Origin of the sequence: Actinokineospora sp. (assembly GCF_052390155.1) — a bacterium.
Taxonomy (GTDB): Bacteria; Actinomycetota; Actinomycetes; order Mycobacteriales; family Pseudonocardiaceae; genus Actinokineospora.
This window is the reverse complement of the sequence record NZ_JBQTHF010000005.1, coordinates 21,580-48,158: the sequence shown is the minus strand read 5'-3', so window position 1 is coordinate 48,158 and position 26,579 is coordinate 21,580. Positions and strand designations below refer to the sequence as shown.

At 69.5% G+C, this 26,579-nt stretch carries 28 protein-coding genes; 19 read left to right on the top strand and 9 right to left on the bottom strand.

All coding sequences use genetic code 11. The annotated features are described in order from the left end of the window. The 6 genes from ACT4N7_RS02130 to ACT4N7_RS02105 form a co-directional block, all read left to right on the top strand. A partial coding sequence (locus ACT4N7_RS02130; protein WP_444826836.1) for an ATP-binding protein occupies nucleotides 1–995 on the top strand: 995 nt, incomplete at its 5' end. A gap of 57 nt (nucleotides 996–1,052) precedes the next feature. After that, a complete protein-coding gene (locus tag ACT4N7_RS02125; protein WP_444826835.1) occupies nucleotides 1,053–1,538 on the top strand; it encodes a DUF1707 SHOCT-like domain-containing protein in 486 nt (161 codons plus the stop codon). Between the two features lie 55 nt (nucleotides 1,539–1,593). After that, nucleotides 1,594–2,217 (top strand): HAD-IA family hydrolase, encoded by a 624-nt coding sequence (locus ACT4N7_RS02120; RefSeq protein ID WP_444826834.1) that lies wholly within the window; start codon nucleotides 1,594–1,596, stop codon nucleotides 2,215–2,217. Between the two features lie 182 nt (nucleotides 2,218–2,399). After that, complete coding sequence (locus tag ACT4N7_RS02115) at nucleotides 2,400–2,921, top strand: GNAT family N-acetyltransferase (RefSeq protein ID WP_444826833.1); 522 nt, start codon at nucleotides 2,400–2,402, stop codon at nucleotides 2,919–2,921. A gap of 124 nt (nucleotides 2,922–3,045) precedes the next feature. Continuing rightward, the gene (locus ACT4N7_RS02110) at nucleotides 3,046–3,417 is read left to right on the top strand and encodes a transcriptional regulator (protein WP_444826832.1); all 372 of its coding nucleotides are present in this window, start codon (nucleotides 3,046–3,048) and stop codon (nucleotides 3,415–3,417) included. A 27-nt stretch (nucleotides 3,418–3,444) separates the two neighbouring features. Then, nucleotides 3,445–4,503 carry a PPE domain-containing protein gene (locus tag ACT4N7_RS02105; RefSeq protein WP_444826831.1) on the top strand — a complete coding sequence of 353 codons (1,059 nt, stop codon included), beginning with the start codon at nucleotides 3,445–3,447 and terminating at the stop codon, nucleotides 4,501–4,503. 351 nt (nucleotides 4,504–4,854) lie between these two features. Here ACT4N7_RS02105 and ACT4N7_RS02100 read toward each other — a convergent pair whose 3' ends face one another. Next, nucleotides 4,855–6,687, bottom strand: a complete 1,833-nt coding sequence (locus ACT4N7_RS02100) for a glycerol-3-phosphate dehydrogenase/oxidase (protein ID WP_444826830.1) — start codon at nucleotides 6,685–6,687, stop codon at nucleotides 4,855–4,857. A gap of 117 nt (nucleotides 6,688–6,804) precedes the next feature. Between ACT4N7_RS02100 and ACT4N7_RS02095 the strand changes: the two genes are divergently transcribed. Beyond that, on the top strand, nucleotides 6,805–7,518 hold the full coding sequence (locus ACT4N7_RS02095; RefSeq protein ID WP_444826829.1) for an MIP/aquaporin family protein: 714 nt from the start codon (nucleotides 6,805–6,807) through the stop codon (nucleotides 7,516–7,518). 34 nt (nucleotides 7,519–7,552) lie between these two features. Next, nucleotides 7,553–9,067 (top strand): glycerol kinase GlpK, encoded by a 1,515-nt coding sequence (glpK, locus tag ACT4N7_RS02090; protein ID WP_444826828.1) that lies wholly within the window; start codon nucleotides 7,553–7,555, stop codon nucleotides 9,065–9,067. An 87-nt stretch (nucleotides 9,068–9,154) separates the two neighbouring features. Here glpK and ACT4N7_RS02085 read toward each other — a convergent pair whose 3' ends face one another. From ACT4N7_RS02085 to ACT4N7_RS02075, 3 genes are all read right to left on the bottom strand, one after another. After that, nucleotides 9,155–9,445, bottom strand: coding sequence for a hypothetical protein (locus ACT4N7_RS02085; RefSeq protein WP_444826827.1), 291 nt, complete (start codon nucleotides 9,443–9,445; stop codon nucleotides 9,155–9,157). Between the two features lie 95 nt (nucleotides 9,446–9,540). Next, on the bottom strand, nucleotides 9,541–9,684 hold the full coding sequence (locus ACT4N7_RS02080; RefSeq protein ID WP_444826826.1) for a hypothetical protein: 144 nt from the start codon (nucleotides 9,682–9,684) through the stop codon (nucleotides 9,541–9,543). Between the two features lie 172 nt (nucleotides 9,685–9,856). After that, on the bottom strand, nucleotides 9,857–11,257 hold the full coding sequence (locus ACT4N7_RS02075; RefSeq protein WP_444826825.1) for an NAD(P)H-quinone dehydrogenase: 1,401 nt from the start codon (nucleotides 11,255–11,257) through the stop codon (nucleotides 9,857–9,859). A gap of 125 nt (nucleotides 11,258–11,382) precedes the next feature. On the opposite strand from ACT4N7_RS02075, the gene ACT4N7_RS02070 reads away from it, so the two are divergent. The 5 genes from ACT4N7_RS02070 (at nucleotide 11,383) to ACT4N7_RS02050 (ending at nucleotide 16,438) form a co-directional block, all read left to right on the top strand. Beyond that, nucleotides 11,383–11,841, top strand: a complete 459-nt coding sequence (locus ACT4N7_RS02070; RefSeq protein ID WP_444826824.1) for a gamma-glutamylcyclotransferase family protein — start codon at nucleotides 11,383–11,385, stop codon at nucleotides 11,839–11,841. Between the two features lie 105 nt (nucleotides 11,842–11,946). After that, entirely contained in the window at nucleotides 11,947–12,510 is a 564-nt protein-coding gene (locus ACT4N7_RS02065; RefSeq protein ID WP_444826823.1) for an AMIN-like domain-containing (lipo)protein, read from the top strand. A 129-nt stretch (nucleotides 12,511–12,639) separates the two neighbouring features. Beyond that, nucleotides 12,640–13,800 (top strand): acyl-CoA dehydrogenase family protein, encoded by a 1,161-nt coding sequence (locus tag ACT4N7_RS02060; RefSeq protein ID WP_444826822.1) that lies wholly within the window; start codon nucleotides 12,640–12,642, stop codon nucleotides 13,798–13,800. A gap of 107 nt (nucleotides 13,801–13,907) precedes the next feature. After that, nucleotides 13,908–14,420: a DinB family protein gene (locus ACT4N7_RS02055; RefSeq protein WP_444826821.1), complete on the top strand. Its 513-nt coding sequence runs from the start codon at nucleotides 13,908–13,910 to the stop codon at nucleotides 14,418–14,420. Then, nucleotides 14,417–16,438: a molybdopterin-dependent oxidoreductase gene (locus tag ACT4N7_RS02050; protein ID WP_444826820.1), complete on the top strand. Its 2,022-nt coding sequence runs from the start codon at nucleotides 14,417–14,419 to the stop codon at nucleotides 16,436–16,438. Before ACT4N7_RS02055 ends, ACT4N7_RS02050 begins: the two co-directional genes overlap by 4 nt. On the opposite strand, the gene ACT4N7_RS02045 is transcribed toward ACT4N7_RS02050, so the two are convergent. The 3 genes from ACT4N7_RS02045 to ACT4N7_RS02035 form a co-directional block, all read right to left on the bottom strand. Beyond that, nucleotides 16,407–17,222 carry an SDR family NAD(P)-dependent oxidoreductase gene (locus tag ACT4N7_RS02045; protein ID WP_444826819.1) on the bottom strand — a complete coding sequence of 272 codons (816 nt, stop codon included), beginning with the start codon at nucleotides 17,220–17,222 and terminating at the stop codon, nucleotides 16,407–16,409. The genes ACT4N7_RS02050 and ACT4N7_RS02045 overlap by 32 nt on opposite strands. 95 nt (nucleotides 17,223–17,317) lie before the next feature. Further along, on the bottom strand, nucleotides 17,318–17,533 hold the full coding sequence (locus ACT4N7_RS02040; RefSeq protein WP_444826818.1) for a DUF397 domain-containing protein: 216 nt from the start codon (nucleotides 17,531–17,533) through the stop codon (nucleotides 17,318–17,320). A gap of 1 nt (nucleotide 17,534) precedes the next feature. Continuing rightward, a complete protein-coding gene (locus tag ACT4N7_RS02035) occupies nucleotides 17,535–18,389 on the bottom strand; it encodes a helix-turn-helix domain-containing protein (protein WP_444826817.1) in 855 nt (284 codons plus the stop codon). A gap of 298 nt (nucleotides 18,390–18,687) precedes the next feature. On the opposite strand from ACT4N7_RS02035, the gene ACT4N7_RS02030 reads away from it, so the two are divergent. From ACT4N7_RS02030 to ACT4N7_RS02010, 5 genes are all read left to right on the top strand, one after another. Beyond that, nucleotides 18,688–19,932 carry a methionine adenosyltransferase gene (locus ACT4N7_RS02030; RefSeq protein WP_444826816.1) on the top strand — a complete coding sequence of 415 codons (1,245 nt, stop codon included), beginning with the start codon at nucleotides 18,688–18,690 and terminating at the stop codon, nucleotides 19,930–19,932. Nucleotides 19,933–19,989: 57 nt separating this feature from the next. After that, nucleotides 19,990–20,346, top strand: a complete 357-nt coding sequence (locus tag ACT4N7_RS02025; RefSeq protein ID WP_444826815.1) for a histidine phosphatase family protein — start codon at nucleotides 19,990–19,992, stop codon at nucleotides 20,344–20,346. 180 nt (nucleotides 20,347–20,526) lie between these two features. Next, a complete protein-coding gene (gene serS, locus ACT4N7_RS02020) occupies nucleotides 20,527–21,819 on the top strand; it encodes a serine--tRNA ligase (protein ID WP_444826814.1) in 1,293 nt (430 codons plus the stop codon). Then, nucleotides 21,819–22,847, top strand: a complete 1,029-nt coding sequence (locus tag ACT4N7_RS02015) for a hypothetical protein (protein ID WP_444826813.1) — start codon at nucleotides 21,819–21,821, stop codon at nucleotides 22,845–22,847. Before serS ends, ACT4N7_RS02015 begins: the two co-directional genes overlap by 1 nt. Continuing rightward, nucleotides 22,819–23,850 (top strand): hypothetical protein, encoded by a 1,032-nt coding sequence (locus ACT4N7_RS02010; protein ID WP_444826812.1) that lies wholly within the window; start codon nucleotides 22,819–22,821, stop codon nucleotides 23,848–23,850. Before ACT4N7_RS02015 ends, ACT4N7_RS02010 begins: the two co-directional genes overlap by 29 nt. A 37-nt stretch (nucleotides 23,851–23,887) precedes the next feature. Here the strand turns inward: ACT4N7_RS02010 and ACT4N7_RS02005 are convergent, their stop codons facing one another. Both ACT4N7_RS02005 and ACT4N7_RS02000 read right to left on the bottom strand, forming a co-directional pair. Further along, nucleotides 23,888–25,297: an alpha/beta hydrolase gene (locus ACT4N7_RS02005; protein WP_444826811.1), complete on the bottom strand. Its 1,410-nt coding sequence runs from the start codon at nucleotides 25,295–25,297 to the stop codon at nucleotides 23,888–23,890. Nucleotides 25,298–25,372: 75 nt separating this feature from the next. After that, nucleotides 25,373–26,059 (bottom strand): TIGR03089 family protein, encoded by a 687-nt coding sequence (locus ACT4N7_RS02000; protein ID WP_444826810.1) that lies wholly within the window; start codon nucleotides 26,057–26,059, stop codon nucleotides 25,373–25,375. A gap of 314 nt (nucleotides 26,060–26,373) precedes the next feature. On the opposite strand from ACT4N7_RS02000, the gene ACT4N7_RS01995 reads away from it, so the two are divergent. Further along, nucleotides 26,374–26,577, top strand: coding sequence for a hypothetical protein (locus ACT4N7_RS01995; RefSeq protein ID WP_444826809.1), 204 nt, complete (start codon nucleotides 26,374–26,376; stop codon nucleotides 26,575–26,577). Nucleotides 26,578–26,579 lie beyond the last annotated feature (2 nt).

Genomic DNA, 26,579 nt, shown 5'->3' with positions numbered 1-26,579 from the left:
CCTCGGCCAAGGCGATCTGCCAGGAGGCGGGCTACTCCGGCGCGGGCACCGTCGAGTACCTCGTCGGCACCGACGGCACCATCTCCTTCCTGGAGGTCAACACCCGGTTGCAGGTCGAGCACCCGGTCTCGGAGGAGACCACCGGGGTCGACCTGGTGCGCGAGCAGTTTCGGATCGCCGCGGGCGAGCGGCTGCGGTTCACCGAGGACCCGGCGCCGCGCGGCCACTCGATCGAGTTCCGGGTCAACGGCGAGGACGCGGGCCGCAACTTCCTGCCCGCCCCCGGCACCGTGACCAGGTGGGTCGCGCCGGACGGGCCCGGCGTGCGGGTCGACGCGGGCGTGGAGTCCGGCACGGTCATCGGCGGCCAGTTCGACTCGCTGCTGGCCAAGATCATCGTGACCGGCGAGGACCGCGAGCAGGCGCTCGCCCGCTCGCGCCGGGCGCTGGACGAGCTGGTTGTCGAGGGCATGGCCACCGTGGTGCCGTTCCACCGCGCGGTCGTGCGCGACCCGGCGTTCATCGGCGACGGCAAGGACTTCTCGGTGCACACCCGGTGGATCGAGACCGAGTTCGACAACACCATCGAGCCGTTCACCGGCGGCGCCGAGGCGGCCGAGGATGAGCCGCGCCAGACCGTCGTGGTCGAGGTCGGCGGACGCAGGCTGGAGGTCTCGCTGCCGGGCACTCTCGCCGTGGGCACCGGGGGCGGCGGCGCGGCGGCTGCGAAGGCCAAGCCGCGCAAGCGCGCGGGCGGCAAGGCGGGCGGCGCGGCGTCCGGCGACTCGGTCACCGCGCCGATGCAGGGCACCATCGTCAAGATCGCGGTCGAGGACGGCCAGCAGGTCGCCGCGGGTGACCTGGTTGTCGTGCTGGAGGCGATGAAGATGGAGAACCCCGTCACCGCACACAAGGCGGGCACCGTCACCGGGTTCGGCGTGGCCCAGGGCGAGACGGTGACCACGGGCAGCGTCATCTGCGAGATCAAGGACTGACGCGATCGCTGAGAATCGCCTCAGCTTGTCGGCGCGGCGGTTCCGTAGGATCGAGACGTGACCGAGAATCAGCCGTCCGACCTGCGTATCGGCGACGTCGAGCGAGAGGCGGCGCTGCGTGCTCTCGGTGAGCACATGAGCGCGGGCAGGCTCGACATCGAGGAGTACGGCGACCGCACCGCCCAGGTGACGACCGCCAAGACCCGCGGCGAACTGGTCGCCCTGTTCGGCGACCTGCCCGAGCCGCGGCCGAAGTTCGGCACGCCCGCACCCGTCCCCGTGGTGGCGGCGCCGCAGCGCGCGGTGGGCTGGGAGCAGCGTCCGGTCGCGCAGCGGGTCTATGCCGCGCTGGTGCCGATCTCGGCGATCGTCGCGGTCGTGCTGTTCCTGTCCGTGTTCCGGTTCTGGCCGGTGTTCCTGCTCCCGCTGGTGGTGACGATGGTGGGCGGCGCCCTGTTCGGCAACGACTGGCAGCACGACCGGCGCGAGTTCGAGCGCCGCCGACGCCACCACCGCAGGCACCTGAACGGGGGCCGGTACTGACCGCGCCCGAGCGACGCCCCCTCGCAGGCTCGGTGCCGCCGCTCGCGGACGCCCTGTGACAGTGGTTCGCTCGCAAGCTCGCTCACTGCTGCTGCTCGACCTCGACGGCGTGCTGCGCCGGTTCGACCCACCCGCCGCCGTCGAGCGCGCCCACGGTCTGGCTCCCGGATCGCTGGCGGCGGTCGCGTTCCGGCGCGACCTGATCGGCCCCGCGGTCACCGGCCTGGTCACCCACGACCGGTGGCTCGCGACGGTCGCGGACGCCCTCGTCGGCGATGGCGTCCCGGCGGACACGGCAGGCGCGGCGGTGCGGGCCTGGTCGACACCGGGGTTCGTCATCGCGGACGCGTTGGCGCTGGTCCGGGCGGCGCGGGCGCGCTGCCGGGTCGCGCTGCTGACCAACGCCACCACGCGCCTGGGCGCTGACCTGGCTTTCCTCGGCCTCGATCGCGAGGTCGACGGCGTGGTCTCCTCGGCCGAGACCGGTGCCGAGAAGCCCGACCCCGAGGCGTACCTCGCGGCGCTGGCGCTGCTGGACGCCCGCCCGGAGGAGACGCTGTTCTGCGACGACAAAGCCGGGAACGTGACGGCCGCCGCCGCGCTCGGCCTGGCCGCGGCGCACGTCCCGGACACCGACGCGCTGCGCACCGCGCTGTCCGTGCACGGACTCCTCGGCTGAACCACTAGTGGTCACGACCGGAGATTCGTCGGGGGTCTCGGCGGCCGAGCTTCCCGCTGGACGCACCGGCGAAAGGCCCGAGTACAACCCGGTACGAGGATCTTCCACCGGCACGCCCAGCGGAAACCTCGATCCACCGATACCCCCGACGAATCTCCGGTCGCAACCACTAGCGTGGGCGCGTGGAACCGGTGGAGATCAACGCTGGCAGGTACTACCTCCGCGCGCACCGCGCGGACGACCGGATCGACGACCGCCCGGCGATCGTCGAGGGATTCGCCGACCCGGAGAGCAGGCGCTGGCTGTCGCACCTGGACATCGGCGACGTGCACCGCGCGGGCGAGTACATCGCCATGCGCGCCGCTGGCTGGGCCGACGAGACCAGGCTGTCCTGGGCCGTGGCTGACCCGCTGACCGGCAACTTGCTCGGCGAGGTGCTGCTGAAGAACCTCGACCTGGCGGGCGGCACCGCCGAGGCGGGCTGCTGGGCGCACCCGGACGCCCGCGGCCGCGGCATGACCACCGAGGCGCTGGGCGCGGTCGTGCGGTTCGGCTTCGGCGCGCTCGGCCTGCGCGAGATCACCTACAAGCACGGCAAGGGCAACACCGCCTCCCGCCGTGTTGCCGAGAAACTGGGGTTCGCGCTGATCCGGGACACCGACGAGGACGCCGAGCTGGTGCTGCGCAACGAGGCCCGCGGGTAGACCGGCGGTGAACGGAACCGGACGGTTGCGGTGGGCGTCCACAAAAAGTCGGCCGGAACGGTCGAATCCGAGCATGTCCACTCGATAGAGTTGGCGCACCACAGGCAGTGACGGGGGAGGCGGCGTGTCACCGAGTACCAACGGGCATGGTCACGACAGTGCGGCGGACCTGCTCGACGTGGCACCGGACGCGGTGCCCGCCCTGCGCGACGCGTTCACCTCCGCGTTGACGGAGGTCGACCGGCAGATCGAGCTGGCGCAGGCCGACCTGCGGATCACCGCGTGGGCGGCCGACCCGGTCAGCAGGCACGCGACCGAGGGCATCAACGCGCTGGCGGTCGACGCCGAGGGCGCCGCGATGGGCGCGCTGCTGGCCTTCCGCACCCAGCTCGGTGTCGCGGTCGACAACCTGGGCAAGATCACCGAGCAGTACCGGCTGTTGGAAGACGACAACCAGGCGACGGTCACCCAAAAGGGCAACGGGGTCCACGGCTAGTACTCGCGAGGGGCAAGGGGACGAGCGATGACCGACCAGGCGACCGAGGCCAAGCGCTGGCGCGGGTTCACCCACAAAGAGCTGTACCTGATGCTGCACGACGGCCCCGGCGCGCAGGCGTCCGCCGATCCGTCGCGCCGCTGGGCCGAGGTGGCCGCCACCCTGACCGACGTCGGCCAGGATCTGAGCACCGCGCTGGAGAGTTCGGGCTCGACCTGGGTCGGCCGGGCGGCGGGCGCCGCCTACGACCGGCTCGTGCCGCTGGCGGCGTGGGCGCAGGCGTCCGCGACCCGCGCGGGCGAGATGCGGCTCGCGGTGGAGAACCAGGGCGACTACATCGCCCAGGCGCGGGCCGACATGCCCGCGCCGGAGGACCTGCCGAGCGCGCAGCCCGACCCCACGATGCCCGCGCCGGTGCAGGTGGCGGGCCTGCAGACCGACGCCGAGGCGGTGGAGGCCAGGCAGTCGGCGGGCGAGCAGCGCGCGTTCGAGGTGATGGCCGCCTACGAGCTGAACACCAGCACCAACCTGACCGCGTTGTCGACGTTCGATGAGCCCGCCGAGCTGATCCGCTCCGACGAATTGCACAGCTCGCGTGGCGAAGGCATCGCCGCGGTGACCACCACGGCGTTCGCGGGCGGCGGTGCGCAGGCGCCGGTCGAGCAGCCCGGGCGGGCCCCGGTGTCGGGCCAGGGCGTCGGCGTCGCGGGGACGGCGTTCGTCGAGGCCGAGCCCGCGCGGCGGGTTCCGCTGGGCCCGGGCGTGATGTCCGGTGTCGCCCGCTTCGAGCAGGTGCCCTTCGCGCGGCCGTCGACCCGGTCCGGCGACGGTTCCGGCAACCGCGGCGGCGGCGCAGGCCGCAGGCCCGTCACCCCGGCCGCGACCGGCGCCTTCGGCGATTTCGGCAACTCCAGCCACACCACGTCGGGTTCCCTGGCAGGCGCGGCGGCGGCAGGCGCCCCGATCGGCGCGCCGATGGGCGCCGGTGCCGCGGGTGGCGCGGGCATGCCCGCGGACAAGCCGGCGATGCGCCGGTTCGCCCCGGAGGCGCTCGTATCGTGCAAGTGTTTCGGCGACACCGACTAGCCGCAGGCTCAGCGGCCGGTCAGCACCCGCAGGCGCGACCTCGCTGCCACCGAGCAGGAGGGCACCGGCCACGCCCCCGACTCCGTAGTCGAGTCAGTCTCGATCGACGGCGAGGAACACCAGCTACCCCCCACCGTCATCGGCGGCTGACCGCCTGGCCACCCCACGGTCGGCGTTGACTGCTTGACAGCTCCCAGCACCAGCAAAACCAGCACCAGCAAAACCCCCACCCACCTCGGGTGGTCTGCCCTGCTCCAGGCTATCGGCAATTGGGCCGGCGGACAGAGTGCGCGAAAAACTGTGGATGGTTGTCGAGGATGGGGACAACTGACCGCGGCGCGCGCGGCCCGGTTACCGCACCGGTTCCAGTAGATAGGGGCGCGCCTCGGGGGCGGACGAGCGGGTGGCGTCGGCGGCCTGGTCGCTCGGCTGGGTCTGGGAATCGCGCTCCGCCTGCACTCTGGCCAGGTAGACCGCCACCTCCCGGGCGATCGTGGCCTCGTCCCAGCCCAGCGTCTCGCCCATGAGGTCGGCGACCTGCCGGGCGCAGTCGACGCCGCGGTGGGGGTATTCGATCGAGATCCGGGTGCGTCGGGCGAGCGCGTCCTCCAGGTGCAGGGCACCCTCGTGGCCCGCCGCGTAGACGATCTCCACCTGGAGGTAGTCCGGCGCGGCGTCGACCGGCTTGAGCAGTTCCGGGCGACCGTCGGCCAGCGCGAGGACCTCGTGCACGAGCGAGCCGTAGCGGTCGAGGAGGTGGCGGACCCGGTAGGGGTGCAGGCCGTGCCGGGCGGCGAGCAGGTCGGCCTGGTTGACCAGGGCGTGGTACCCGTCGGCGCCGAGCAGCGGGACGCGGTCGGTGATGGACGGCTGCAGCCGCCCGGGCAGGTCGACCGACGCGGCGTCGACCGCGTCGGCGGCCATCACCCGATAGGTCGTGTACTTGCCGCCCGCGATGGCGACCAGGCCGGGGGCGACCCGGGCGACCGCGTGTTCGCGCGAGAGCTTGGAGGTCTCCTCGCTCTCGCCCGCCAGCAGCGGCCGCAGCCCGGCGTAGACGCCCTCGATGTCGTCGTGCGTGAGCGGGGTGGCCAGGACCTCGTTGACGTGGTCGAGGATGTAGTCGATGTCCTGCTTGGTCGCCGCCGGGTGGGCGAGGTCGAGGTTCCACTGCGTGTCGGTCGTGCCGACGATCCAGTGGTTGCGCCACGGGATGACGAACAGCACCGACTTCTCCGTGCGCAGGATCAGCCCCGACTCGGACACGATCCGGTCGCGCGGGACGACGATGTGCACGCCCTTGCTGGCCTTCACCCGGAACCGGCCGCGGCTGCCCGAGACCCGCTGCAGCTCGTCGGTCCACACGCCGGCGCAGTTGATCACCGCGTTGGCCCGGACGTCCAGCTCGCGGCCGTCCTCGACGTCGCGGACGCGGACGCCGGAGACCCGGTCCGCCTCGCGGATGAAGTCGACCACCTGCGTCGACGTTCGCACGACCGCGCCGTAGTGCGCCGCCGTGCGGCCCACGGTCATCGTGTGCCGGGCGTCGTCGGCCTGCGCGTCGAAGTAGCGGATGCCGCCGATCAGCGCGCTGCGCTTGAGCGCGGGCACCATGCGCAGCGCGCCCGCGCGGCTCAGGTGCTTCTGCCCGGGCACCGACCGCGCGCCGCCCATGGTGTCGTAGAGGAGCAGCCCGGCCGCGGTGTAGGGGCGCTCCCAGCCGCGCCTGGTGAGCGGGTAGAGGAAGCTGACCGGCTTGACCAGGTGCGGCGCCAATCGGGTGAGCATGAGTTCGCGCTCGCGCAGCGCCTCGCGCACCAGGCCGAATTCGAGCTGCTCCAGATAGCGCAGTCCGCCGTGGAAGAGCTTGCTCGACCGGCTCGACGTGCCGGACGCGAGGTCGCGCGCTTCCACCAGCGCGACCCTGAGGCCGCGGGTCGCCGCGTCGAGCGCGGTGCCGACACCGACAACGCCGCCGCCGATCACCACGACGTCGAAGTACTCGGAACCTAGTCTGCGCCAGGATTCCTGGCGTTCGGCAGGCCCGAGCCTGCCGCCGAATGGGTCCGATGTGGAGCGTGTCGCAGCACTGGACGTCTTGCGGTTGGCCACGGCCGCCTCCCCTGCTCGTGCGGACACCGACCACGGCAACGCTACCGGCACCGGGTCCGGCATTCGGCTCATGGACAGTTGACCAACCTCACGGTAGCGTCCGTCTTCACTCAGGGTAGGCACTGCCGCCGCCCGGTCAGGCGCCGGTCGCCTGCCTTTCGCTATCGGGAGCGAGAGGGAGATCTGTTCATGGACCTCAACTTCGGTGAGATAGTCCTCTGGGAACTCATGGGTACGGCGGCGCTGACCCTGTTGGGCTGCGGTGTCGTCGCGAACGCGGTGTTGAAGAAGTCGCTGGGGGTCAACGGCGGCTGGTTACTGATCAACGTCGGCTGGGGTTTCGCGGTGTTCGTCGGTGCGAGCATCGCCGCCCCAAGTGGCGCACATCTCAATCCAGCGGTGACCATCGGCCTGTTGGCCGCCGACAAACTCGGCTGGGGAGACGTCCCGGCCTACCTGATCGGCCAGTTCGCGGGCGCGTTCCTCGGTGCCGTGCTGTGCTGGGCGGCCTACAAACTCCAGTTCGACACCCACGACGAGCCACAGCACACCCGGGGCATCTTCGCCACCGGCCCGACCGTGCCGAACTACGCCTGGAACCTGGTCACCGAGGTCATCGGCACCTTCGTGCTCGTGTTCTGGATCGTGACCAACCCGACCGGCAACGTGGCGCTCGGCTACGCCGCGGTGGCGTTCGTGGTCATCGGCATCGGCAACTCGCTCGGCGGCCCGACCGGGTACGCCATCAACCCCGCCCGCGACCTCGGCCCGCGCCTCGCCTACGCGGTGCTGCCGATCAAGGGCAAAGGCGGCGCCGAATGGAACTACGCCTGGGTGCCGATCGTCGGTCCCCTGGTCGGCGCCGTGCTGGCAGGCTTGCTCTTCCAGATCCTGCCCTCCTGATCGAGGCGAACCACAACCGAGAGGTACCAAGCACATGACCGAGTACGTCGCCGCCGTCGACCAGGGCACCACGTCGACGCGCTGCATGATCTTCAGCCACGCGGGCGAGGTGGTCGCGGTCGACCAGCGCGAGCACGAGCAGATATTCCCGCGTGCCGGGTGGGTCGAGCACAACCCGGAGGAGGTGTGGGAGAACACCCGGGCGGTGGCGGCGGGCGCGCTCGCCAAGGCCGACCTCGCGGTCTCCGACATCGTCGCGGTCGGCATCACCAACCAGCGCGAGACCGCCGTGGTGTGGGATCGCAAGACCGGCAAGCCGGTGTACAACGCGATCGTCTGGCAGGACACCCGAACCGACCGGATCGCCAACGAACTGGGCGCGCTCGGCGACGGGCAGGAGCGCTACCGGGCCAAGACCGGCCTGCCGCTGGCCACCTACTTCTCCGGGCCCAAGATCCGCTGGATCCTGGACAACATCGACGGCGCCCGGGCCAAGGCCGAGGCGGGCGACCTGCTGTTCGGCAACATGGACACCTGGGTGCTGTGGAACATGACCGGCGGCCCGGACGGCGGCGTGCACGCGACCGACCCGACGAACGCCTCCCGCACGCTGCTGATGGATCTGTCCACTTTGGCCTGGGACGCCGACATCGCCGCCGAGATGGGCGTGCCGCTGGCGATGCTGCCGGAGATCCGGTCGTCGTCGGAGGAGTACGGCAAGGTGCGCGCGCGCGGCGCGCTGGCCGGGGTGCCGATCGCGGGCATCCTGGGCGACCAGCAGGCGGCGACCTTCGGGCAGGCGTGCCTGTCGCCCGGCGAGGCCAAGAACACCTACGGCACCGGCAACTTCGTGCTGCTCAACACCGGCACCGAGCAGGTGATGAGCGAGAACGGGCTGCTCACCACGGTCTGCTACAAGATCGGCTCGCAGGACCCGGTCTACGCGCTGGAGGGCTCGATCGCGGTCACCGGTTCGCTGGTGCAGTGGATCAGGGACAACCTCGGCATGATCAGCTCGGCGGCCGAGATCGAGGAGCACGCGCGCAAGGTCGAGGACAACGGCGGCTGCTACTTCGTGCCCGCGTTCTCCGGCCTGTTCGCCCCGTACTGGCGCTCCGACGCGCGCGGCGCCATCGTCGGGCTGACCCGGTTCGTCAACAAGGGCCACCTGGCGCGCGCGGTGCTGGAGGCCACCGCGTTCCAGACCCGCGAGGTCATCGACGCGATGAACGCCGATTCCGGGGTGCCGCTGACCGCGCTCAAGGTCGACGGCGGCATGGTCGGCAACGAGCTGCTGATGCAGTTCCAGGCCGACATCCTTGGCGTGCCGGTGATCCGGCCGGTGGTCGCGGAGACCACCGCGCTGGGTGCCGCCTACGCCGCCGGACTCGCCGTCGGCTTCTGGGCGGGCGAGGACGACATTCGGACGAACTGGGCCAAGGACAAGGAGTGGGCGCCCGCGATGGACGACGCCGCCCGCGAACGGACCTACCGCCAGTGGAAGAAGGCCGTCACCCGCACGTTCGACTGGGTGGAGGACGACGACTGACGGTTGGGACGAGGACAGACCATCCTCGCCGGACGCCCCCGCGCACGCGCCTGCGCGGGGGCGTCACCACGCGTGGAGGGTTCGCGGTCAGACGGGTTGCGAGCCCGCCAGCGCGGCGACCCACACGATGCAGATGAGCAACCCGACGATGGAGCAGACGATTCCCGCGATCGCGAGGCCCTTGTTGTTCGCCTCGCCCCGGCTCGCCTTGGACAAACCGACGCCGGACAGCACCGCGCCGATGATTACCAGCGGCCACGCGATGACGCCGACGATGGGGATGACCGAGAAGACCAGGCCGATCAGGCCGGTCACGAAGCCTGCGGTGCCGATCCCGTTCTGGTAGGCGATCGGCTGCTGATAAGGGGCGGCGTACATCAGATGGGCACCTCTCGTGGTGAACGGGCGATGATCATTCTTCGCCCGAACCGCTCCGCCCGTTACCGACCCCGTCCGATGTCGGCCCCGCGCGGTCACCTGGCCGCGACCAGCGCGCGGAATCGCTGTGCCAGCAGGCGCGGGAGCTGGCCGATGCCGCCGCAGCGGCGGCAGAAGTCGCGCCGGTTGGGGGCCAGACCCGAGCCAAGGCACTCGGGGCACTCGGTTCGACGCGACATGGGATTCCTCCGGTGGTGGGTCGTTCCCCGCCCTGTCGGACACAGGCGTACCGCCTCAGTAGGGCGGCTCCTAGTCACCCAGCACGAATCCACTCGTACTGGTGACAAGCCGGTGACGCGGAGGGGAATGGGGCGGCCGTTACGCCGGGATGTGCCGCACTATCGGGTGAGGTCAGTCAAGATCGTCGTGGCGCATGAGCTGGCGGCCCGCCTCGGTGATCGAGCCGGACAGCGACGGGTACACCGAGAAGGTGAGCGCCAGGTCGTCCACGGTGAGCTGGTTCTGCACGGCCAGCGCGATCGGCAGGATCAGCTCGCTCGCGCTCGGCGCGACGATCACGCCGCCGATGACCACGCCCGTCGCCGGGCGGCAGAACAGTTTGACGAACCCGCGGCGCAACCCCTGCATCTTCGCCCGCGCGTTGGTGGCCAGCGGCAGCATGACCGTGCGCGCGGGCACCTCGCCCGCGTCGATGGCCTGCTGGCTGATGCCGACCGTGGCGATCTCGGGGTGGGTGAACACGTTCGCCGCGACCGTCTTGAGCTTGATCGGCGCCACGCCCTCGCCCAGCGCGTGCCACATCGCGATGCGGCCCTGCATGGCGGCGACCGAGGCGAGCATGAGCACCCCGGTGCAGTCGCCCGCCGCGTAGACGCCGGGGATATTGGTGCGCGACACCCGATCCACCGAGATGAACCCGCCGGGCCCCGGCTCGATGCCGATCTTGCCCAGGCCGATCTCCTCGGTGTTGGGCACCGAGCCGACCGTCATCAGCGCGTGGCTCGCGCGCACCGTCTCGCCGCCCTTGAGGTGCACCACCACGCCGGTCCGGTCGCGTTCGATCTTCTCCGCCCGCGCGTGCTTGACCAGCGTGGTGCCGCGCTCGGAGAACACGTCCTCCAGCACCGCGGCGGCGTCGGCGTCCTCGTGCGGCAGCACCCGGTCGCGGCTGGAGATCACCGTGACCTTGACGCCCATCTCGATGAACGCCGACGCGAACTCGGCTCCGGTCACCCCGGACCCGACGACCACCAGGTGCTCGGGCAGTTCCTCCAGGTCGTAGATCTGACGCCAGTCGAGCACCCGCACGCCGTCCGGCTCGGCGCCCGGGATCACCCGGGGGGTGGCGCCGGTCGCGATGAGCACCACGTCGGCGTCGACGATCTCGGTGGTGTCGCCGGAGGTGATCTCCACCCGGTGCGAGGCCAGGCCCCGCCGGTCGTCGCAGAACCGGGCGGTGCCGAGCACGACCCGCACGCCCTCGCGCTGCACCCGGTTGCGGATGTCGGCGGACTGCGCGATCGCCAGGCCCCGGACCCGGCCGCGGACCACGGGCAGGTGCACGGTGGAGTCGACGTCGTCCACGCCGATGCCGAGTTCGTCGGCGTCGCGGAACGCCGAGCGGGCGCCCGCCGAGGCGATGAACGTCTTTGACGGCACGCAGTCGTAGAGCACGCAGGCGCCGCCGAGCCCGTCGCGCTCGACCACGGTGACCTCGGCGCCGTGCTGCGCGGCGACCAGCGCGGCCTCGTAGCCCGCGGGCCCGCCGCCCATGATCACGATCCGGGTCACCTGGTCCTCCATCCGGCGTCGACGTCCGCGAACACCGTACGCGGCGGACCCGCGCGGCCACGAAACGCCCGGTCCGACCGGGTGGTTCGCTGCCGATGATCGGTTGTGTCGCTAGGCTGTCCGTCGTGCCGCTCTACGCCGCCTACGGGTCGAACATGGACCCTGGCCAGATGATGCAGCGAGCCCCGCACTCGCCGATGGCGGGCACCGGGTGGCTCGTCGGGTGGCGACTGACCTTCGGGGGCGAGGATCTCGGCTGGGAAGGCGCCCTGGCGACCATCGTGGAGGAGCCGGACACCCAGGTGTTCGCGGTGCTCTACGACGTCACCGACGACGAGGTCAACCTCGACCGGTGGGAAGGCTCCGAGTTGGGCCTGCACTCGAAGATCCGGTTGCGCGTGCAGACCCTGGAGGGCTCGGTGCTGGCCTGGCTCTACGTGCTCGACGCCTACGAGGGCGGGCTGCCCTCGGCGCGCTACCTCGGCGTCGTCGCGGACGCCGCGGAGGCCGCGGGCGCGCCCGCGGACTACGTCGCCGATCTGCGCACCCGGCCGTGTCACGGAATCGGTCCGGCCACGATCTGAGGCTCGCACAACCGTGCGCCCCATCACACGTCCTCCTGGTATGGCCGTGTGCACGGCCGTTCGCTCGCCGAACACTCGGTTCGGCCTGTGCGAGGAGAGATCGACATGGTGCAACGAAGAACGTGGGGACGCTCGCTGATCGCCGCTGTCGGCCTGGCCGCGGCCGTCGCCGTCGCGGTCCCGTCGTCCGCGACAGCCACCCCGGGCTACTGCGGGATCGCCTGGGGTTCCCTGGCCAAATCGGCGTCGCCCACCGAGGTGTCGACGCTGGTGGACGTCCGGGCGGGCAGGCACGACTGCTACGACCGGCTCGTCGTGGACATCAGCGCGGGCGGCGCCGACGGCTACCGCGTGGAGTACGTCGGCCAGGTGAGCGAGGACGGCTCGGGCAACGTCGTGCCGCTGCGCGGCGGCGCGAAGCTGCGGGTCGTCGTGATCGCCCCGGCGTACAACGACCTGGGCGCGCTCACCTACAACCCTGTCAACCGCGCCGAACTGGTGAACGTCGCGGGCTGGCAGACCTTCCGCCAGGTCGCCTGGGCAGGCTCGTTCGAGGGCCAGTCCACCGTCGGCCTCGGCGTCCGCGCCCGGCTCCCGTTCCGCGCCTTCGTCCTCGACGGTCCGGCTGGTGGCTCACGGCTGGTCGTCGATGTGGCGCACTTCTGGTAACCCCGGCAGGCGGACCGTGCTCGTCCCGTCGAGCACGGTCCCGCGGGCCCGTGCGGGACGACACGAGGACTTCCTAGTAAACGGGGACTAACATCGTGGGCGGATGTGGTCCTACCGGGAGGTAACGACGTGGATACCGGCTTCGGTCTCTATCAGCTCGGCGACGAGCACAACGCCCTGCGGGCAGCGGTCCGCGATCTCGCCGAGAAGGAGATCGCGCCGTACGCCGCGGAGGTCGACGAGCAGGAGCGGTATCCGGCCGAGGCGTTGAAGGCGCTCAACAAGGCCGGGTTCAACGCCCCGCACATCGCCGAGGCGTACGACGGTCAAGGCGCCGACTCGGTGTCCACCAACATCGTCGTCGAGGAGATCGCCCGGGTCTGCGCGTCGTCGTCGCTGATTCCGGCGGTCAACAAGCTCGGCACGATGAACCTGATTCTCGGCGGTTCCGAGGAGCTGAAGAAGCTCGTGCTGCCCTCGATCGCCGCGGGCGAGATGGCGTCCTACGCCCTGTCCGAGCGCGAGGCGGGTTCCGACACCGCCGCCATGCGCACCCGTGCCCGCCTCGACGGCGACCACTGGGTGCTCAACGGGACGAAGTGCTGGATCACCAACGCGGGCGTCTCCACCTGGTACACCGTGATGGCGGTGTCCAACCCGGACGCGGACAGGCCCGCGAACGGCGTCTCGGCGTACATGGTCCACAAGGACGACCCGGGCTTCTCGGTCGGCCCGAAGGAGCGCAAACTCGGCATCAAGGGCTCCCCGACCCGCGAGATCTACTTCGAGAACTGCACCATCCCGGCCGAGCGGATCATCGGCGAGCCCGGCCAGGGCCTCAAACTCGCGTTCCGCACCCTCGACCACACCCGCCACTCCATCGGCGCGCAGGCGCTCGGGATCGCCCAGGGCGCCCTCGACGCCACCATCGCGTATGTGCGCGACCGCAAGCAGTTCGGCAAGGCCATCGCCGAGTTCCAGGGCGTCCAGTTCATGATCGCCGACATGGCCATGAAGATCGAGGCCGCCCGGCACCTGGTCTACGCCGCCGCGGGCAAGGTCGAACGCGGCGAACCGGACGGCTCCTTCGCCTCCAGCGCCGCCAAGACCTTCGCCTCGGACACCGCCATGTCGGTGACCACCGACGCTGTCCAACTCTTCGGCGGCGCCGGGTACACCCGCGACTTCCCGGTCGAACGCATGATGCGCGATGCCAAGATCACCCAGATCTACGAGGGCACCAACCAGATCCAGCGCCTGGTCATGGCCAAGGCCCTGCTCAGGGGGTAGTTGTGGGGTCACCGAAAGTTGTCGGAACTCGCGGGGTCTTGCGGACAGGAGTTGACCGGAAGCGGTCCTAATGTCTGTCCTACAGACCACGAGGGAAGGCGGACATCATGACCAGCACCGAGACCACCACCGTCAAGGGTGAGCGGGCGGATCTGCTGGAGTCGCTGGGCAAGAGCCGGTACTTCTTGCGGCACACCGTCTCGGGCCTGACCGACGAGCAGGCCAGGCAGCGCACGACGGTGAGCGAGTTGAGCCTGGGCGGGCTGATCAAGCACGTCAGCGGGACCGAGGCGGCCTGGGTGCGGTTCATCCTGGACGGGGCCGAGGGGATGGAGAGCGTCCCGGTCGACTGGGAGGGGCAGTTCACCATGGGGGCGGACGAGACGCTGGCCGGGCTGCTCGCCGAGTACGAGGACGTGGCCAGGCGGACCGACGAACTGGTGGCGACGCTGCCCGACCTCGACGCGGCGCATCCGTTGCCGGTGGCGCCGTGGTTCGAGGCGGGCGCGACCTGGTCGGCGCGGCGGGTGTTGGTGCACATCATCGCCGAGACGTCGCAGCACTCCGGGCACGCGGACATCTTGCGAGAGTCGCTGGACGGTCAGAAGAGCATGGGGTGACGCGGTTCGGGACGTGTCCGCTGTGCGAGGCCGTCTGCGGGCTGGAACTCCAGGTCGCGGACGGCCGGGTCACCTCGGTCACCGGCGACGCCCTCGATCCGCTGTCCCGCGGCCATCTGTGCCCCAAAGCCGTTGCGCTGCCGGACATCCGCGACGACGCGCTGCGGACACCGGTGCGGCGCACCGCGACCGGGTGGGAGCTGATCGGGTGGGACGAGGCGATCGGGCTGGTCGTGCGGCGGCTGGTCGACATCCGCCGGACGCACGGTGCGGACGCGGTCGGGGTGTACCAGGGGAATCCGACCGTGCACAGCCTCGGCGCGATGACCCACGGGGGCGGGTTCCTCGGCATGCTCGGCACCCGCAACCGGTTCTCGGCGGGGTCGGTCGATCAGCTCCCGCACCACCTTGTCTCCTATCTCCTCTACGGGCACCAGATGCTGCTGCCCGTCCCGGACATCGACCGGACCGGCTACTTCCTTGTCGTGGGCGCCAATCCGATGGTGTCCAACGGCAGTCTGATGACCGTCCCCGACTTCGCGCGGCGGCGGCGGGAACTGGCGGCGCGGGGTGGGCGGATGGTGGTGCTCGACCCGCGCCGGACGGAGACGGCGAAGGTGGCCGACGAGCACCACTTCGTGCGGCCGGGCACCGATGCCGCGCTGCTGCTGGCGATGGTGCGCGTCATCCTGTCCGACGGACTGGCCAACCCGCCGTCCTATGTGGACCAGATCGATCAGGTGCGGGCGGCCGTCGAACCGTGCACAGTGGACTGGGCGGCGGCGGTCAGCGGGGTCGACGCCACGGTGATCACCAGGCTTGCCACGGAGTTCGCGGCGGCGGACGGTGCCGCGTGTTACGGCCGCATGGGCGTGTCCACGCAGCGGCACGGGGCGCTGTGCCACTGGGCGATCCAACTCCTCAACATCATCACCGGCAACCTCGACCGACCCGGCGGCACGATGGTGACGCGGCCCGCCATCGATCTGCTGCGGATCTCCTCGCCGGGGGCGCGGGCCCGGTGGCGCAGTCGGGTGCGTGGCGCGCCCGAGTTCGCGGGGGAGTTCCCTGTCGCGGTGCTCGCCGAGGAGATCACCACGCCCGGTGCGGGGCGGATTCGTGCCATGGTGGTGTCGGCGGGCAATCCGGTACTGTCTACACCGGACGGTGCGACATTGGGCAAGGCGTTGGCCGGACTGGACTTTCTGGTCGCGATCGACTTTCGGATCACCGAGACGTCGCGGCACGCCGATGTCGTCCTGCCGCCGACGACGCCGCTCGAACGCGACCACTACGACCTGATCTTCCACGCGTTGGCCATTCGCAACACGGCCCGGTTTTCGCCCGCGGCGCTCGACAAACCGGAGACCGCCCGGCACGACTGGGAGATCTTCCGCGACCTCGGTTTGCGCTACCGCAAGCATTTCCGCGGCAACCGGCTCGCCGCGCTGCGGCTGCGGCTCACCCCGGCGCGCATCGTCGATCTACTGCTGCGGGTCGGCCCATACCGGCTGTCGCTGCGGGTGCTGCGCCGCAACCCGCACGGGATCGACCTCGGGCCGCTCACTCCCGCGCTCCCACGCAGGCTGCGCACCCCCGGCAAGCGCATCCGCCTCGCGCCACCCCCGCTGGTCGACGCGATCGCGGGAATCCAGGCACCGCAAGGGTTGCTGCTGATCGGCCGCAGGCACCTGCGGGCCAACAACTCGTGGCTGAACGACGTCGCGCGGCTCACCCGCGGCCGTCCCCGCCACCACCTGCTCATGCACCCCGACGACCTCGCCGAGCGCGGCCTCGCCCACGGCGACACCGTGTGCGTGCGGTCCGCGGTGGGCGAGGTGCGGGTGCCGGTGACCGCCACCGACGACATCATGCGCGGTGTCGTCAGCCTGCCGCACGGCTACCGCGCGGCCAGCGCCAACGACCTGACCGACGCGCGCGTCCTCGACCCGGTGTCGGGCAACGCGGTGCTCAACGGCGTCCCGGTCAGCGTGTCAGCGTCCGCGCCGCCCACCTGACCAGCGGCTGGTAGAACGAGCCGAAAAGCCTTGGCAGCGCGTCGATCAGGTACGCGTCCGGTCCAATGAGGACACGGGCTCGGTCGCGCCGGACGCCGTTGAGGATGGTGCGGGCCGCGGTCTCCGGGCTGGTCCGCGCGACCTTCTCCAGTGACGCGGCGAAGTCCGCCGCGTCGGCCGGGTTCGAGGTGCGGCCGTTGCGGGTGATGTTGGTCTTGATGCCGCCCGGGTGCACGCAGGTCACGCCGACCTTCGTGCGCTCCTGCCGCATCTCCTGGCGCAGCGCCTCGGTGAACCCGCGGACGGCGAATTTCGCGGCGTTGTAAGCACTCTGGCTCGGCACGGCGATCAGCCCGAACACGCTCGACACGTTCACCACGTGCCCGTCGCCCGACGCGACGAGGTGCGGCAGGAACGCCCGGGTGCCGTGCACGACACCCCAGAAGTCGATGTCCATGACCCAGCGCAGGTCGTCGTCGGACATCTCGCGGACGCTGCCCTTGAGCGCGACCCCGGCGTTGTTGCAGACCAGGTTGACCGTGCCGAAGTGGTCCGCGACCGTCGCCGCGTACACGTAGATCGCGTCCCGGTCGGCGACGTCGAGCTTCGCGGTGTGCAGCGCGGCGCCCGCGCGCGCCAGATCGGCGGTCTCCTTGAGTCCGGCCTCGTCGATGTCCGACGCCGCGACCCGTGCTCCCTCGGCCAGCAGCGCGAGCGTCAGCCCGCGCCCGATCCCGGAGCCCGCGCCGGTCACCACGGCCACCTTGCCCGCGAACGACTTCACAGCCACCTCCGTCGTTGTCTACTGGCCCGTAACTTACTCCAAGTAGGCCCCGTCGTGTCGCTGCTGCCCCGGCCCCGGTCTGCGGGGCGATCGGATCAGTCGGCGTCGCTCACCGTGAGTGTGACGGCGAGGCCCTTCCAGGCAAGCGCGGACATTAGGAGGGCTCCCCCGGCCGGGTTTTTGGAGTCACGGATCGCGGCCCAGCCGGGTGCGGTGGCGACCTCGACGCATTGGCCGCCGTTGTCTTCGCTGCGGCTGCTCTTCCGCCACGTCACGCGAGAGAGGTCCGGGGTGATCATGATCGCGCTCATCTCAGAGTTGTGTTCCGTACTCGCTGGTGATCCTGCGGATCAAGTCCTGGGACTCGACCTGCCCCAGAGCGGCGGCCGACAAGCGGTTCCACAACGCATTGTAGGCCCGCACGGGCTGTTGCTCGTCGAGGTAGACCGCGTCGGTGTAGTCCTCCAGATACACCACGTCGGTGCTCGCATCGTTCTCGAATCTCAAGATCGTGAAGCCGAAGGATGCCGGGCAGTAGGTCTGGGCGTCGAACGGCAGCACCTGCAGCTCGACATTGACGCGGTCGGCGACGTCGGCGACGTGCTGTAGTTGGTCGGCCATGAGCCTGACGTTGCCGACCGTCCGACGCAGTGCGGCCTCGCTCAAGATGAAATGCAGCGTTGCGTCTGCGCGCTCCAGCACCGCCTGGCGATCCAGACGCATCCGCACGAACCGTTCGATCTCGTCATCTACCGTGCGAGGCGTAGCCGTCGTGTAAACGGCGCGGATGTACGCCTCGGTCTGCAGGATGCCCGGTACGACCTCGGGCTGGTACCAGCGGATCTCTGACGCGTCTTCCTCAAGGTCGAGGTAGTCGCGAAACCAGTTCGGGATGACGTTTCGGTAGGCGCTCCATCGGCCGCGCTTGCGACCTGCCCGAGCGAGGTCACGCAGGTGTAGCGCGGCCTCGCCGGTCACGCTGTAGAGGTCGAGCAACGCGTTCAAGTCGACGAGCTTGAGTCCACTCTGGCCGAGTTCGATGCGACTGATCTTGCTGGACGCGGCGTCGATCTTCTCTGCGGCTTCTTCCTGTGTCCTGTCGGAGCGCTCGCGCGCACGTTTGAGCGCTTTGCCGAGCCTCCGCCGCTGGAGTGTCGGTGATGCCACAGGTCGAGCCTCCTTCGGGTCAGGAGGCCATCTTGGACTCTCGTGCGAGGCACGGCAAACAACCCTCACCCAGTCGGACGAGTTCCTAAAGTAGGAACCTACTCGTAGACTCAGGATACCAAAATAGAAGTCCACGCTCGTGACAGGAGGTACGCATCGACGGCCGGCGATGACACCAGTTCGACCATGTCTCGGTTCGTCGGCAACTTGGATGCCGCTCGAACGCGGGCTTGATCGAGATGTCGGGACGCGCAACTTCGACGAGTTCGATTCCACAGGACCGGCCGGGAGGGCAAGGATGAGCACGACTGAGGACCGTTCGGACACACGGATGACGTTGGAAACGGGCTGGTTGCCGAATGCCACCGTCGCGTTGGTGGAGCGGAAAGGATGGGGGCACCCCGACACTCTGGCCGATCATCTGGCCGAGGAACTTTCCGGCGCCTACAGCAGGTGGACGCTGGACGAGGTCGGCGCAGTCCTTCATCACTTCGACAAACTCGCACTGCTCGGTGGGCTCTCCGAGGTGTCTTACGGCGGCGGGAGAATGCTTGAGCCCGTGCGCGTCCTGGTCAACGGCAGGGCCACGCGGATGTGTGGTGGAGTAAGGGTGCCAGTGGACTTGTTGATCGTCGAGACGGTGCGCCGCTTCTTCGCTGTTCGTCTCCCCGAACTGGTGGAGTACGTGCGCATCGAGCTGAACGTCACCACGAACTCCAGTCCGGGAGCAGTGCGTGCGCAGGACGAGGAACCAGAGCGGGCATCGTGGTTCGCGCCCGCCTCAGTCGATCAGTTGCGTGAGCGTCGGACGTTGATCTCCAACGACACGTCGCTCGGAACCGGATGGGCGCCGGACAACAGAATCGAGGCGTTCGTCCGAAAACTCGTGGACGTGATGTCCGCGCCCGGCGAGTTTCGTGGCGCACGCCCGTGGTGCGGGTCGGATGTGAAGGTCATGGCCTTCGGTGACGACGAGCGACTGGACGTCGTGCTGTGCGTGCCGCAGAAGTCCGCTCACGTGCCGAACCGGGCGGCCTATCTCGCGAACCGCGATGACGTGATCGAGCAGTGTCGACGCCTCGCCGCCGTTGATCTGCCTGACGTCAAGGCGTCGTTCCGCGTGAACGCCAGGGACATCGTCGAACTCGATGAGCTGTACCTCACCTACACGGGCAGCTCTATCGAGTCAGGCGACGAGGGCGTTGTCGGGCGTGGGAATCGGATCAACGGGCTGATCACGCCGCTCCGGCCGATGAACCTGGAGGGTGTCAACGGCAAGAATCCCGTCTACCACGTGGGCAAGCTCTACAACGTGGCTGCCCAGCGCATCGCGCGACGGCTGCATGAGCGGTTCGGTGGCTACGCCGAGGTGCATTTGGTCAGCGCGACCGGGCAGGCGCTGGCGACGCCTTGGCAGACGATGGTCCGTATGTCGAGTACGGACGTGACCGAAGCAGACGTGCGAACGGTCGCTGACGAGGTACTGCTCAACTTCCCCGCGCTGACCGAGGAAGTCATTCGTGGCGGGCTACGGTTCGCCTGATGGTGACCACTTCGCTCGCGTTCCCTCAGGCGTGATCCCTTGCAGGCGGCAGTGCGCGTGACGGTCACCCACCTCATTCGCCACGGCCGGACACCGATGAGTGCCGCCCATCTGGTCAACGGCGTTCCGGGCCGCAGGACGATACTGGACTTGACCGGAGAAGAGCAGTGCCGTCAACTCGCCGAGGTTCCATGGCTCGATGGGATCGCCACCTGCATCACGAGCCAGTTCGCTCGTGCCCAGCAGACAGCGGACATCGTGCTCGGCACCCGCACACCACACCGCGTTGTGGAGCCTCGGCTTGACGAGATCGACTATGGCGACTTCGAGGGCGGGTCGTGGCTCATCTACGGGGCGTGGCTTGATAAGCACGGGCGTCACGCCCGGCCCCCGGGAGCGGCCTGGCTGAACTGAGGCTGCCCGAAGCGGCATACGTGACGCCGGTTGCGGTTACCGACAACCAGCTCGGTCGATTGATCAGGTCGGTGCGCACGGAGATCAACGCGTTGACTGCGGACAGTGATAGTGCGAAAAACCCGTGCGACCAGGCCAGATACTCTGTACTCCCGAGTCGACTCCTGAAGGATGCGTCTGATGCACGACCCACGTGTTCTGCTCGATCCCGCCACCGACGCCGTATCCAAGCTGGCCCGGCGTGGCTATCAGCTCGACCTCGGGCGGTTGGAGAAGCTCGTCAGTCAGCGTAATGCCGTCATCGCCGAGACGGATGCGGCGCGCGGCGAGTCCAATCGGATCGCGAAGGAGGTGCAGGCCACAGCCAAGGCGCGTGCGGACACGACCCAGTTGGTCGAGCGCGCCAGGGCGTTGAAAGGGCAGATAGCGGAGGGCGAGGAACGGCATCGCCAGGTCGAGGACGAGTTGCGAGACTTCCTGCTCGGCGTGCCGAATATCCCCGAGGACCGGTGCCCAGACGGGGATTCAGACGAGTTCGCAGTCGAGGTGCGTACCTGGGGCACTCCTTCGGTGTTCGACTTCGATCCGCAGGACCACGTCGACCTCGGCGAGCGATTCGGCATCTTCGACTTCGGCCGGGCGACCAAACTCTCGGGGCCCAGGTTCGCGGTGATCAGGGGTGTCGGTGCGCAACTCGAACGCGCCATTGCCCAGCTTTTGCTGAACCTGCACACCCAACGCCACGGCTACACGGAGTTCTCCCTTCCAGCGCTGGTGACGCGAACGACCATGACGGGTACCGGCCAGCTCCCGAAGTTCGAGCAGGACTTGTTCAAGACCGGCATTGGCGACGACCGCGAGCTTTTCCTCACGCCGACCGCCGAAGTCCCCTTGACCAACCTGCACGCGGGCGAAACTCTTTCCGCCGAGGCACTTCCACTGGCCTACACCGCGTGGACGCCGTGCTTTCGATCGGAGGCGGGTTCCTACGGAAGGGACACGCGCGGCCTGATTCGGCAGCACCAGTTCAGCAAGGTCGAGATGGTCCGGTTCTGCGACCCGGAGCGCTCCAGCGATGAGTTGGAGGTCATGCTCGGTCATGCCGAGGCGTGCCTGCGGGAGCTTGGTCTCGCGTACCGGGTCGTCGCGCTGGCGGCCGGTGATCTCGGGTTCTCCGCTCGGTTCACCTACGACATCGAGGTCTGGATTCCCAGCCAGCAGCGGTACCGCGAGATTTCAAGCTGCTCGGACTGCTCGACGTTCCAGGCGCGTCGGGCGACCATCCGCATGAAGGCCAAGGACGGCAAGCGCGGATTCCCCGCGACCCTGAACGGTTCGGGTCTGCCCATCGGCCGCACCCTCGTCGCGATCCTGGAGCAGGGCCAGCAGGCCGACGGCTCCGTTGTCCTGCCCGCCGCACTCGCGCCGTTCCTCGGGTACAGCAAGATCAACCCGGACGGCACTACGAGCTGATGAAGGTCGGAGTCTGCGACTTTCCCTCGGTTTATGCCTTTCCACCACACGGCTATGGTGGCATCGAGCGGTGGCTGTGGGCCGTGGCGTTCGGCGGACAACAGGCCGAAGCGGACATCCATCTCATCGGACCATCCTGGCGCGGTGACCTACCTGGAGACTTCGGCCGCGTTGCGGTCCGACTGGAAGCTCTCCGGCCCGGCGACCACGGTTTCCACACCCTGGAGTTGCTCGACCTGGACGTCCTCGTCGTCGGACACGAGTACCCGTCTCTTGCGTCCTGGCGGGACACCTGGTCGGAATTGGGCTGTCGCGTCGTTACCTTCCAGCATGATCCCAACTTCCGTCACGCGCCCGACGCGTTCGACGGCGACCGGTCACGGCTCTACTGCTACTCGCCGGAGATGGTCAACCGGTACTCCGAGCACGCGCCCACTCAGACGTTGAGTGTCCAGTTCGGAGCGGGTGAGGAGAACCCGCCGTCTGCCGTACACGGTGACGATCTGGTCTGGCTCGGTCGGATCGACCAGCAGAAGGCCCCACACATCGCTGTTGAGGCCGCGTGCCTGCTCGGCCGGAAAATCCGGCTCATCGGGCCGATTCTGGACCAGGGCTACGCCCAGCGGTACGCGCGCGCGCTCAACGCGCCGCACGTCGAACTCGTTGGGGAGGTGGCAGGCGACGCCAAGCTCGATCACCTTCGGCAGGGCCGGGTATTGGTCTACACCCACGGGGCGGACTACGTCGAAGCTGGCGCGGCGGTGTTCGGCGAGGCACTGCGATCGGGAACCCCGGTCGCCGCTCTGGCATGGCGGCCAGGCACCTGCGCACACGCCGCTCTCTGCGAACACACCGGCGCACTGGCCAGTCTGGACACCGACGCCACGGATCGCGAGGCCGCCCAAGTACTCGCCGAAGCGATCGTCCGTGCTGAGCGGTTGGACGCGGCCGAGGTGCAAGCGATCGGCCTCGACCGCTTCGATCCAGGGAGGCACTTCCGTGTCCTTGTTGACGGACAGCCAGCCTGAACGACTGGCCGCCGAACTCGTCACGGCCCTCCGCGCCAAGTTCGACACCCGATGGAGCATCCATCTCGACGGCGGGCGGTTGGCAATGCGGCACCGAGGATCGCAGGTGTCGCCATCCAGATTGCGGCGCGTACCGCACCCGACTGACCTGCTCGATAAGATCGGTGCGGAGTTCGGTCGGGCCGCAGTGACCAGACCTGCCCTGCTGCCGCTCCGCTGGGGCAGAGACACCGACCTGCTCATCTCGGCCGTGCAGGGTCTTGACCCGTGGTTGAAGAACGCAGAACGCCGAGTGCACCGAGAGGGCTACATCCCGCAGCCCGTTGTCAGATTTACGGGCGAGCGCGATGATCAAGGGCGTCTTCGGGACGGCTTCCTCACCTCGTTCGTCAACCTGTCCTGCGTTCTGCGGATCGCTAGCGTGGACCGTCACGTGGATCTGATGGACAGCTGGATTAGCGCTCTGTCGGCAGTGGGCATCCACGCCGGCAGGCTCACCATCCACGGTGACTTGACGCCGTGGCAACGCGGACCGGTCGGCGGCGTCACCCTCTTCTGCGACTGTGACGGCGTGGGCCTGAGTGACGCCGTGCTGTTGTGGAACGCCGAGAACCCCACCTACATGGCGTCGGACATCGGCTCAGGACTCGAACGAGTGCGATGGCATTTGTCGCCAGGATCATGGGCCACGACCGTGTTCGGAGACGACGCGGAGCTCTGGTCGGTAGATTTGCTCGACGCGGTTCGCACAGCCGCCTTGATGGTTATGAACGGCATCCGCCCGAGTGGGCGCGGCCCGGGCCATGCACTCCGTAGAGTCCTCCAGCGGATACCCCCAACGATGGCGGCGTCGGGGCTCGGCCGACTCGTCCGGGCGCAACGAGCCTACTGGGACAGTGTGGGAGTAACAGGCCCAGCCTGGCCGAGCATCACTACCGTGATCGAGGACGGTGCGCTTTGTGCAGGGCGGCGCCCGCGTGCGCCAGGTCGGCGGTCTCCCTGAGTCCGGCCTCGTCGACGTCCGACGCCGCGATCCGTGGTCAGCAGGTTCCGGTCGGCAGTTCCAGGGTGAGCAGGTAGTCGGCGGTCGCCTTCGCCGCGCAGGAGTTGTTGGCCGTCCACGAGGCGTGGCCGACGCCGTCCCAGCGCAGCAGCGTGCTGCCGGGGAGTTGCCGCTGCACGTTCTCCGCCCACTTCCTCGGCGTGGCCACGTCGTGGGCGCCCGAGACGAGCAGGGTCGGCGGCAGTTCGGGGGAGACCTGCCACGGGCGCGGCGTCCAGCGGGCGGGCAGGGGCCAGCCGACGCAGCCCGACGCGATGTCCCAGAACTCGGAGTACCCGCGCAGGTCCGGGCCGAGCGCGCGCACCTTGGCCACCGTCTCCGGCACGCGCGCCGCGAAGTCGACCGGCATGTCCTGGCAGATGATCGAGCGGTACGCGCGGTAGAACGCCGGGTCGGTGGCGGCGACTTCGCCGATCCCGGTGCCGTCCCCGTTCGACGCGGCGAGCAGGCCCTCGGCGAGCGACGGGAACGACGAGCCGAAGTTGAGCGCCGCGGTCACCCCGGCGTGCACTTCCCGCGCGGTCAGCGCGGTCTCGCCCACCGTGACCTCGCCCCGGTCCGCGCGGGCGGTCACGTCGGTCAGCACCTGGCTCATGTCCTTGCCGTGCAGCGCGCACGCGGACTCCCGCGCGCACCAAGCGGCGAACTGGTCGACACCGTCCTGTGTGGACACCGCATTGTCCTCGACGAGCTGCCGAGCCGACAGCGAGCGGTCCACGACGGCGTCCAGCGCGAACGCGCGCAGCCGATGCGGGAACAGTTCCGCGTAGGACTGGCCGAGCATGGTGCCGTAGGAGACGCCGAGATAGCTGATCTGCCGCTCTCCCAACGCTTCCCGCACCGCATCCAGGTCTCGGGCCACACTCGCCGTGTCGAGATGGGCCAGCACCGGGCCGGTGCGCGTGAAGCACGACGTCGCGAACGAGGCGTTGGCCAGGGCCAGTTTCGCCTGTCCGAACAGGTTCGTCGGGAAGCGGTTGACGCGCGGATCATGGGGTGGCCGGGCGCAGTCGATGGGATTGCTGCTCCCCGTGCCCCGGAAGTCGACGCCCACGACGTCGAAGCGCCGCAACACCTCGGCCGGGAAGTACCCGGCCGCCCAGTCCGGGCGCGAGGTGATCGCGGCGGCGCCCGCGCCGGGGCCGCCCGGGTTGAACATCAGCACGCCGATCCGCCGCGCGGGGTCGCTTGCGGGCAGGCGCGAGACCGCGAGTTCCAGCGTGCCGGTGCCCTTCGCCCAGTCCACCGGCACGGTCATGGTCGCGCACTGCGCGGCGTTGCCCGGCGAACACGGCTGCCAGTCCAGGCCGGGTTCGGCCGTGACCGGCGGGGCGGCGAGCGCGATCGTGGCGCTGACAGCGGCCAGCACCACAGCGGTTCGTTTCACTGCGGTGTTCCTTCCCCCAGGGTGACAAACGAAGGCTACCGCTTGAGAACGCAACCGGAAGAATGCTGCCGTGGGTCAGTCGGCGAGCAGGTCGGCCGTGGTGCGCTCGGCTGTGCGGCGGGCATCGAGGCGGGCGGGGTCCGGGTTGCTGACCTGCACCACCGACCCGCCTGCCGCGAGTGGTGCCACCAGTGCGGCCAGCACCCCGTCCGGCACTGTCCACTCGCGAGTGGACAGTATCCTTGTGCCAGAAGCGATCCCGATGGCGAGAGCCGCTGCCAGCACTTCGTCCACAGTGGACCCGGCCAGGGCGGGAGTCGACCCGGGCACGGGTGCGCCGAAGAAGTCGTCGCCGAAGAGGCGGGCCTCGCCGACGAAGTCGAGCGCGCCGCCCGACGAGCCGCCCAGGTCGCGGCCCATCGGGTCCAGGGACACCGCCGCGACCGTGCCGAGGGCGGACTCGCCGGGGGCCACGAAGGTCAGGACGGCGTCGTCGGCCGCGGCGACCACGTGCGCGCCGCACCACCAGGCACCCAGCAGGATGCCTGCCGTCTGCCAGTGCGCGGGCAGGCGCACCGCCACGGGGGTACCCGGCTCGACGTCGTGCTCCTCGACCAGCCAGTTCGCCGTCTTGGCCGCCCAGTTGGTCACCGTGGCCACCGACAGCTCAATTCTGGTGTTCAGGGCGTCGTCGTAGTGCGTTATGACTGGTCGTGCCGAGTTCTTCAGGTACGGCCGGAACAGGCGTTCGGTGAGGCTCACGGCACCAAGCTACCGCCAGTAAGTCCGCGAGCCGATGCAAGCACCCTGCGACCTGGTGAAGCGGGCGGTTACCCCTGCGCTGTGGCCCTACGTGGCCACGGCCGCCGTTGCCAAGATCAACCACCCGGGCAAGAACGCGGCCCCCACGCCCGGCTACCGACCGTGCCCCACCGAACCGGCCCCCGACGGGCCGTGAGCGCGCCAGACCGCCTCGGCCGCCCTTGCGGAGCGCGGCTACGGCCTCCTGATCGAGGTGGAGCGGCTCTGATGCGGTGACGTTGGCAGTTGGGCGAGAGCCCTGTCACGATGGGCTGATGATCGAGCCGGTCAAGAAGCAGATTCCGGGAGTCCACGCGGACGCGGGCGTCATGTACAAGTTCGGCGAGCTCGGCTATGTGTCCGTGTACGCGGACGGGCACATCAAGTTCGTGGCGTATCCGCCGCCGGACGGCATGAAGATCACGCACTACGTGAATCATTCCAACTTGCCTGGCGCGCAGGCCATGGAGGTGAAGTAGCG

Excerpts from the sequence above, each read along its gene's own strand:
- ACT4N7_RS02105 (WP_444826831.1), top strand. The coding sequence starts at position 3,445 with ATGACCGACCAGGCGACCGAGGCCAAGCGCTGGCGCGGGTTCACCCAC.
- ACT4N7_RS02100 (WP_444826830.1), bottom strand. The coding sequence starts at position 6,687 with ATGAGCCGAATGCCGGACCCGGTGCCGGTAGCGTTGCCGTGGTCGGTG.
- ACT4N7_RS02095 (WP_444826829.1), top strand. The coding sequence starts at position 6,805 with ATGGACCTCAACTTCGGTGAGATAGTCCTCTGGGAACTCATGGGTACG.
- glpK (WP_444826828.1), top strand. The coding sequence starts at position 7,553 with ATGACCGAGTACGTCGCCGCCGTCGACCAGGGCACCACGTCGACGCGC.
- ACT4N7_RS02085 (WP_444826827.1), bottom strand. The coding sequence starts at position 9,445 with ATGTACGCCGCCCCTTATCAGCAGCCGATCGCCTACCAGAACGGGATC.
- ACT4N7_RS02080 (WP_444826826.1), bottom strand. The coding sequence starts at position 9,684 with ATGTCGCGTCGAACCGAGTGCCCCGAGTGCCTTGGCTCGGGTCTGGCC.
- ACT4N7_RS02065 (WP_444826823.1), top strand. The coding sequence starts at position 11,947 with ATGGTGCAACGAAGAACGTGGGGACGCTCGCTGATCGCCGCTGTCGGC.
- ACT4N7_RS02055 (WP_444826821.1), top strand. The coding sequence starts at position 13,908 with ATGACCAGCACCGAGACCACCACCGTCAAGGGTGAGCGGGCGGATCTG.
- ACT4N7_RS02040 (WP_444826818.1), bottom strand. The coding sequence starts at position 17,533 with ATGAGCGCGATCATGATCACCCCGGACCTCTCTCGCGTGACGTGGCGG.
- ACT4N7_RS02030 (WP_444826816.1), top strand. The coding sequence starts at position 18,688 with ATGAGCACGACTGAGGACCGTTCGGACACACGGATGACGTTGGAAACG.
- serS (WP_444826814.1), top strand. The coding sequence starts at position 20,527 with ATGCACGACCCACGTGTTCTGCTCGATCCCGCCACCGACGCCGTATCC.
- ACT4N7_RS02015 (WP_444826813.1), top strand. The coding sequence starts at position 21,819 with ATGAAGGTCGGAGTCTGCGACTTTCCCTCGGTTTATGCCTTTCCACCA.
- ACT4N7_RS01995 (WP_444826809.1), top strand. The coding sequence starts at position 26,374 with ATGATCGAGCCGGTCAAGAAGCAGATTCCGGGAGTCCACGCGGACGCG.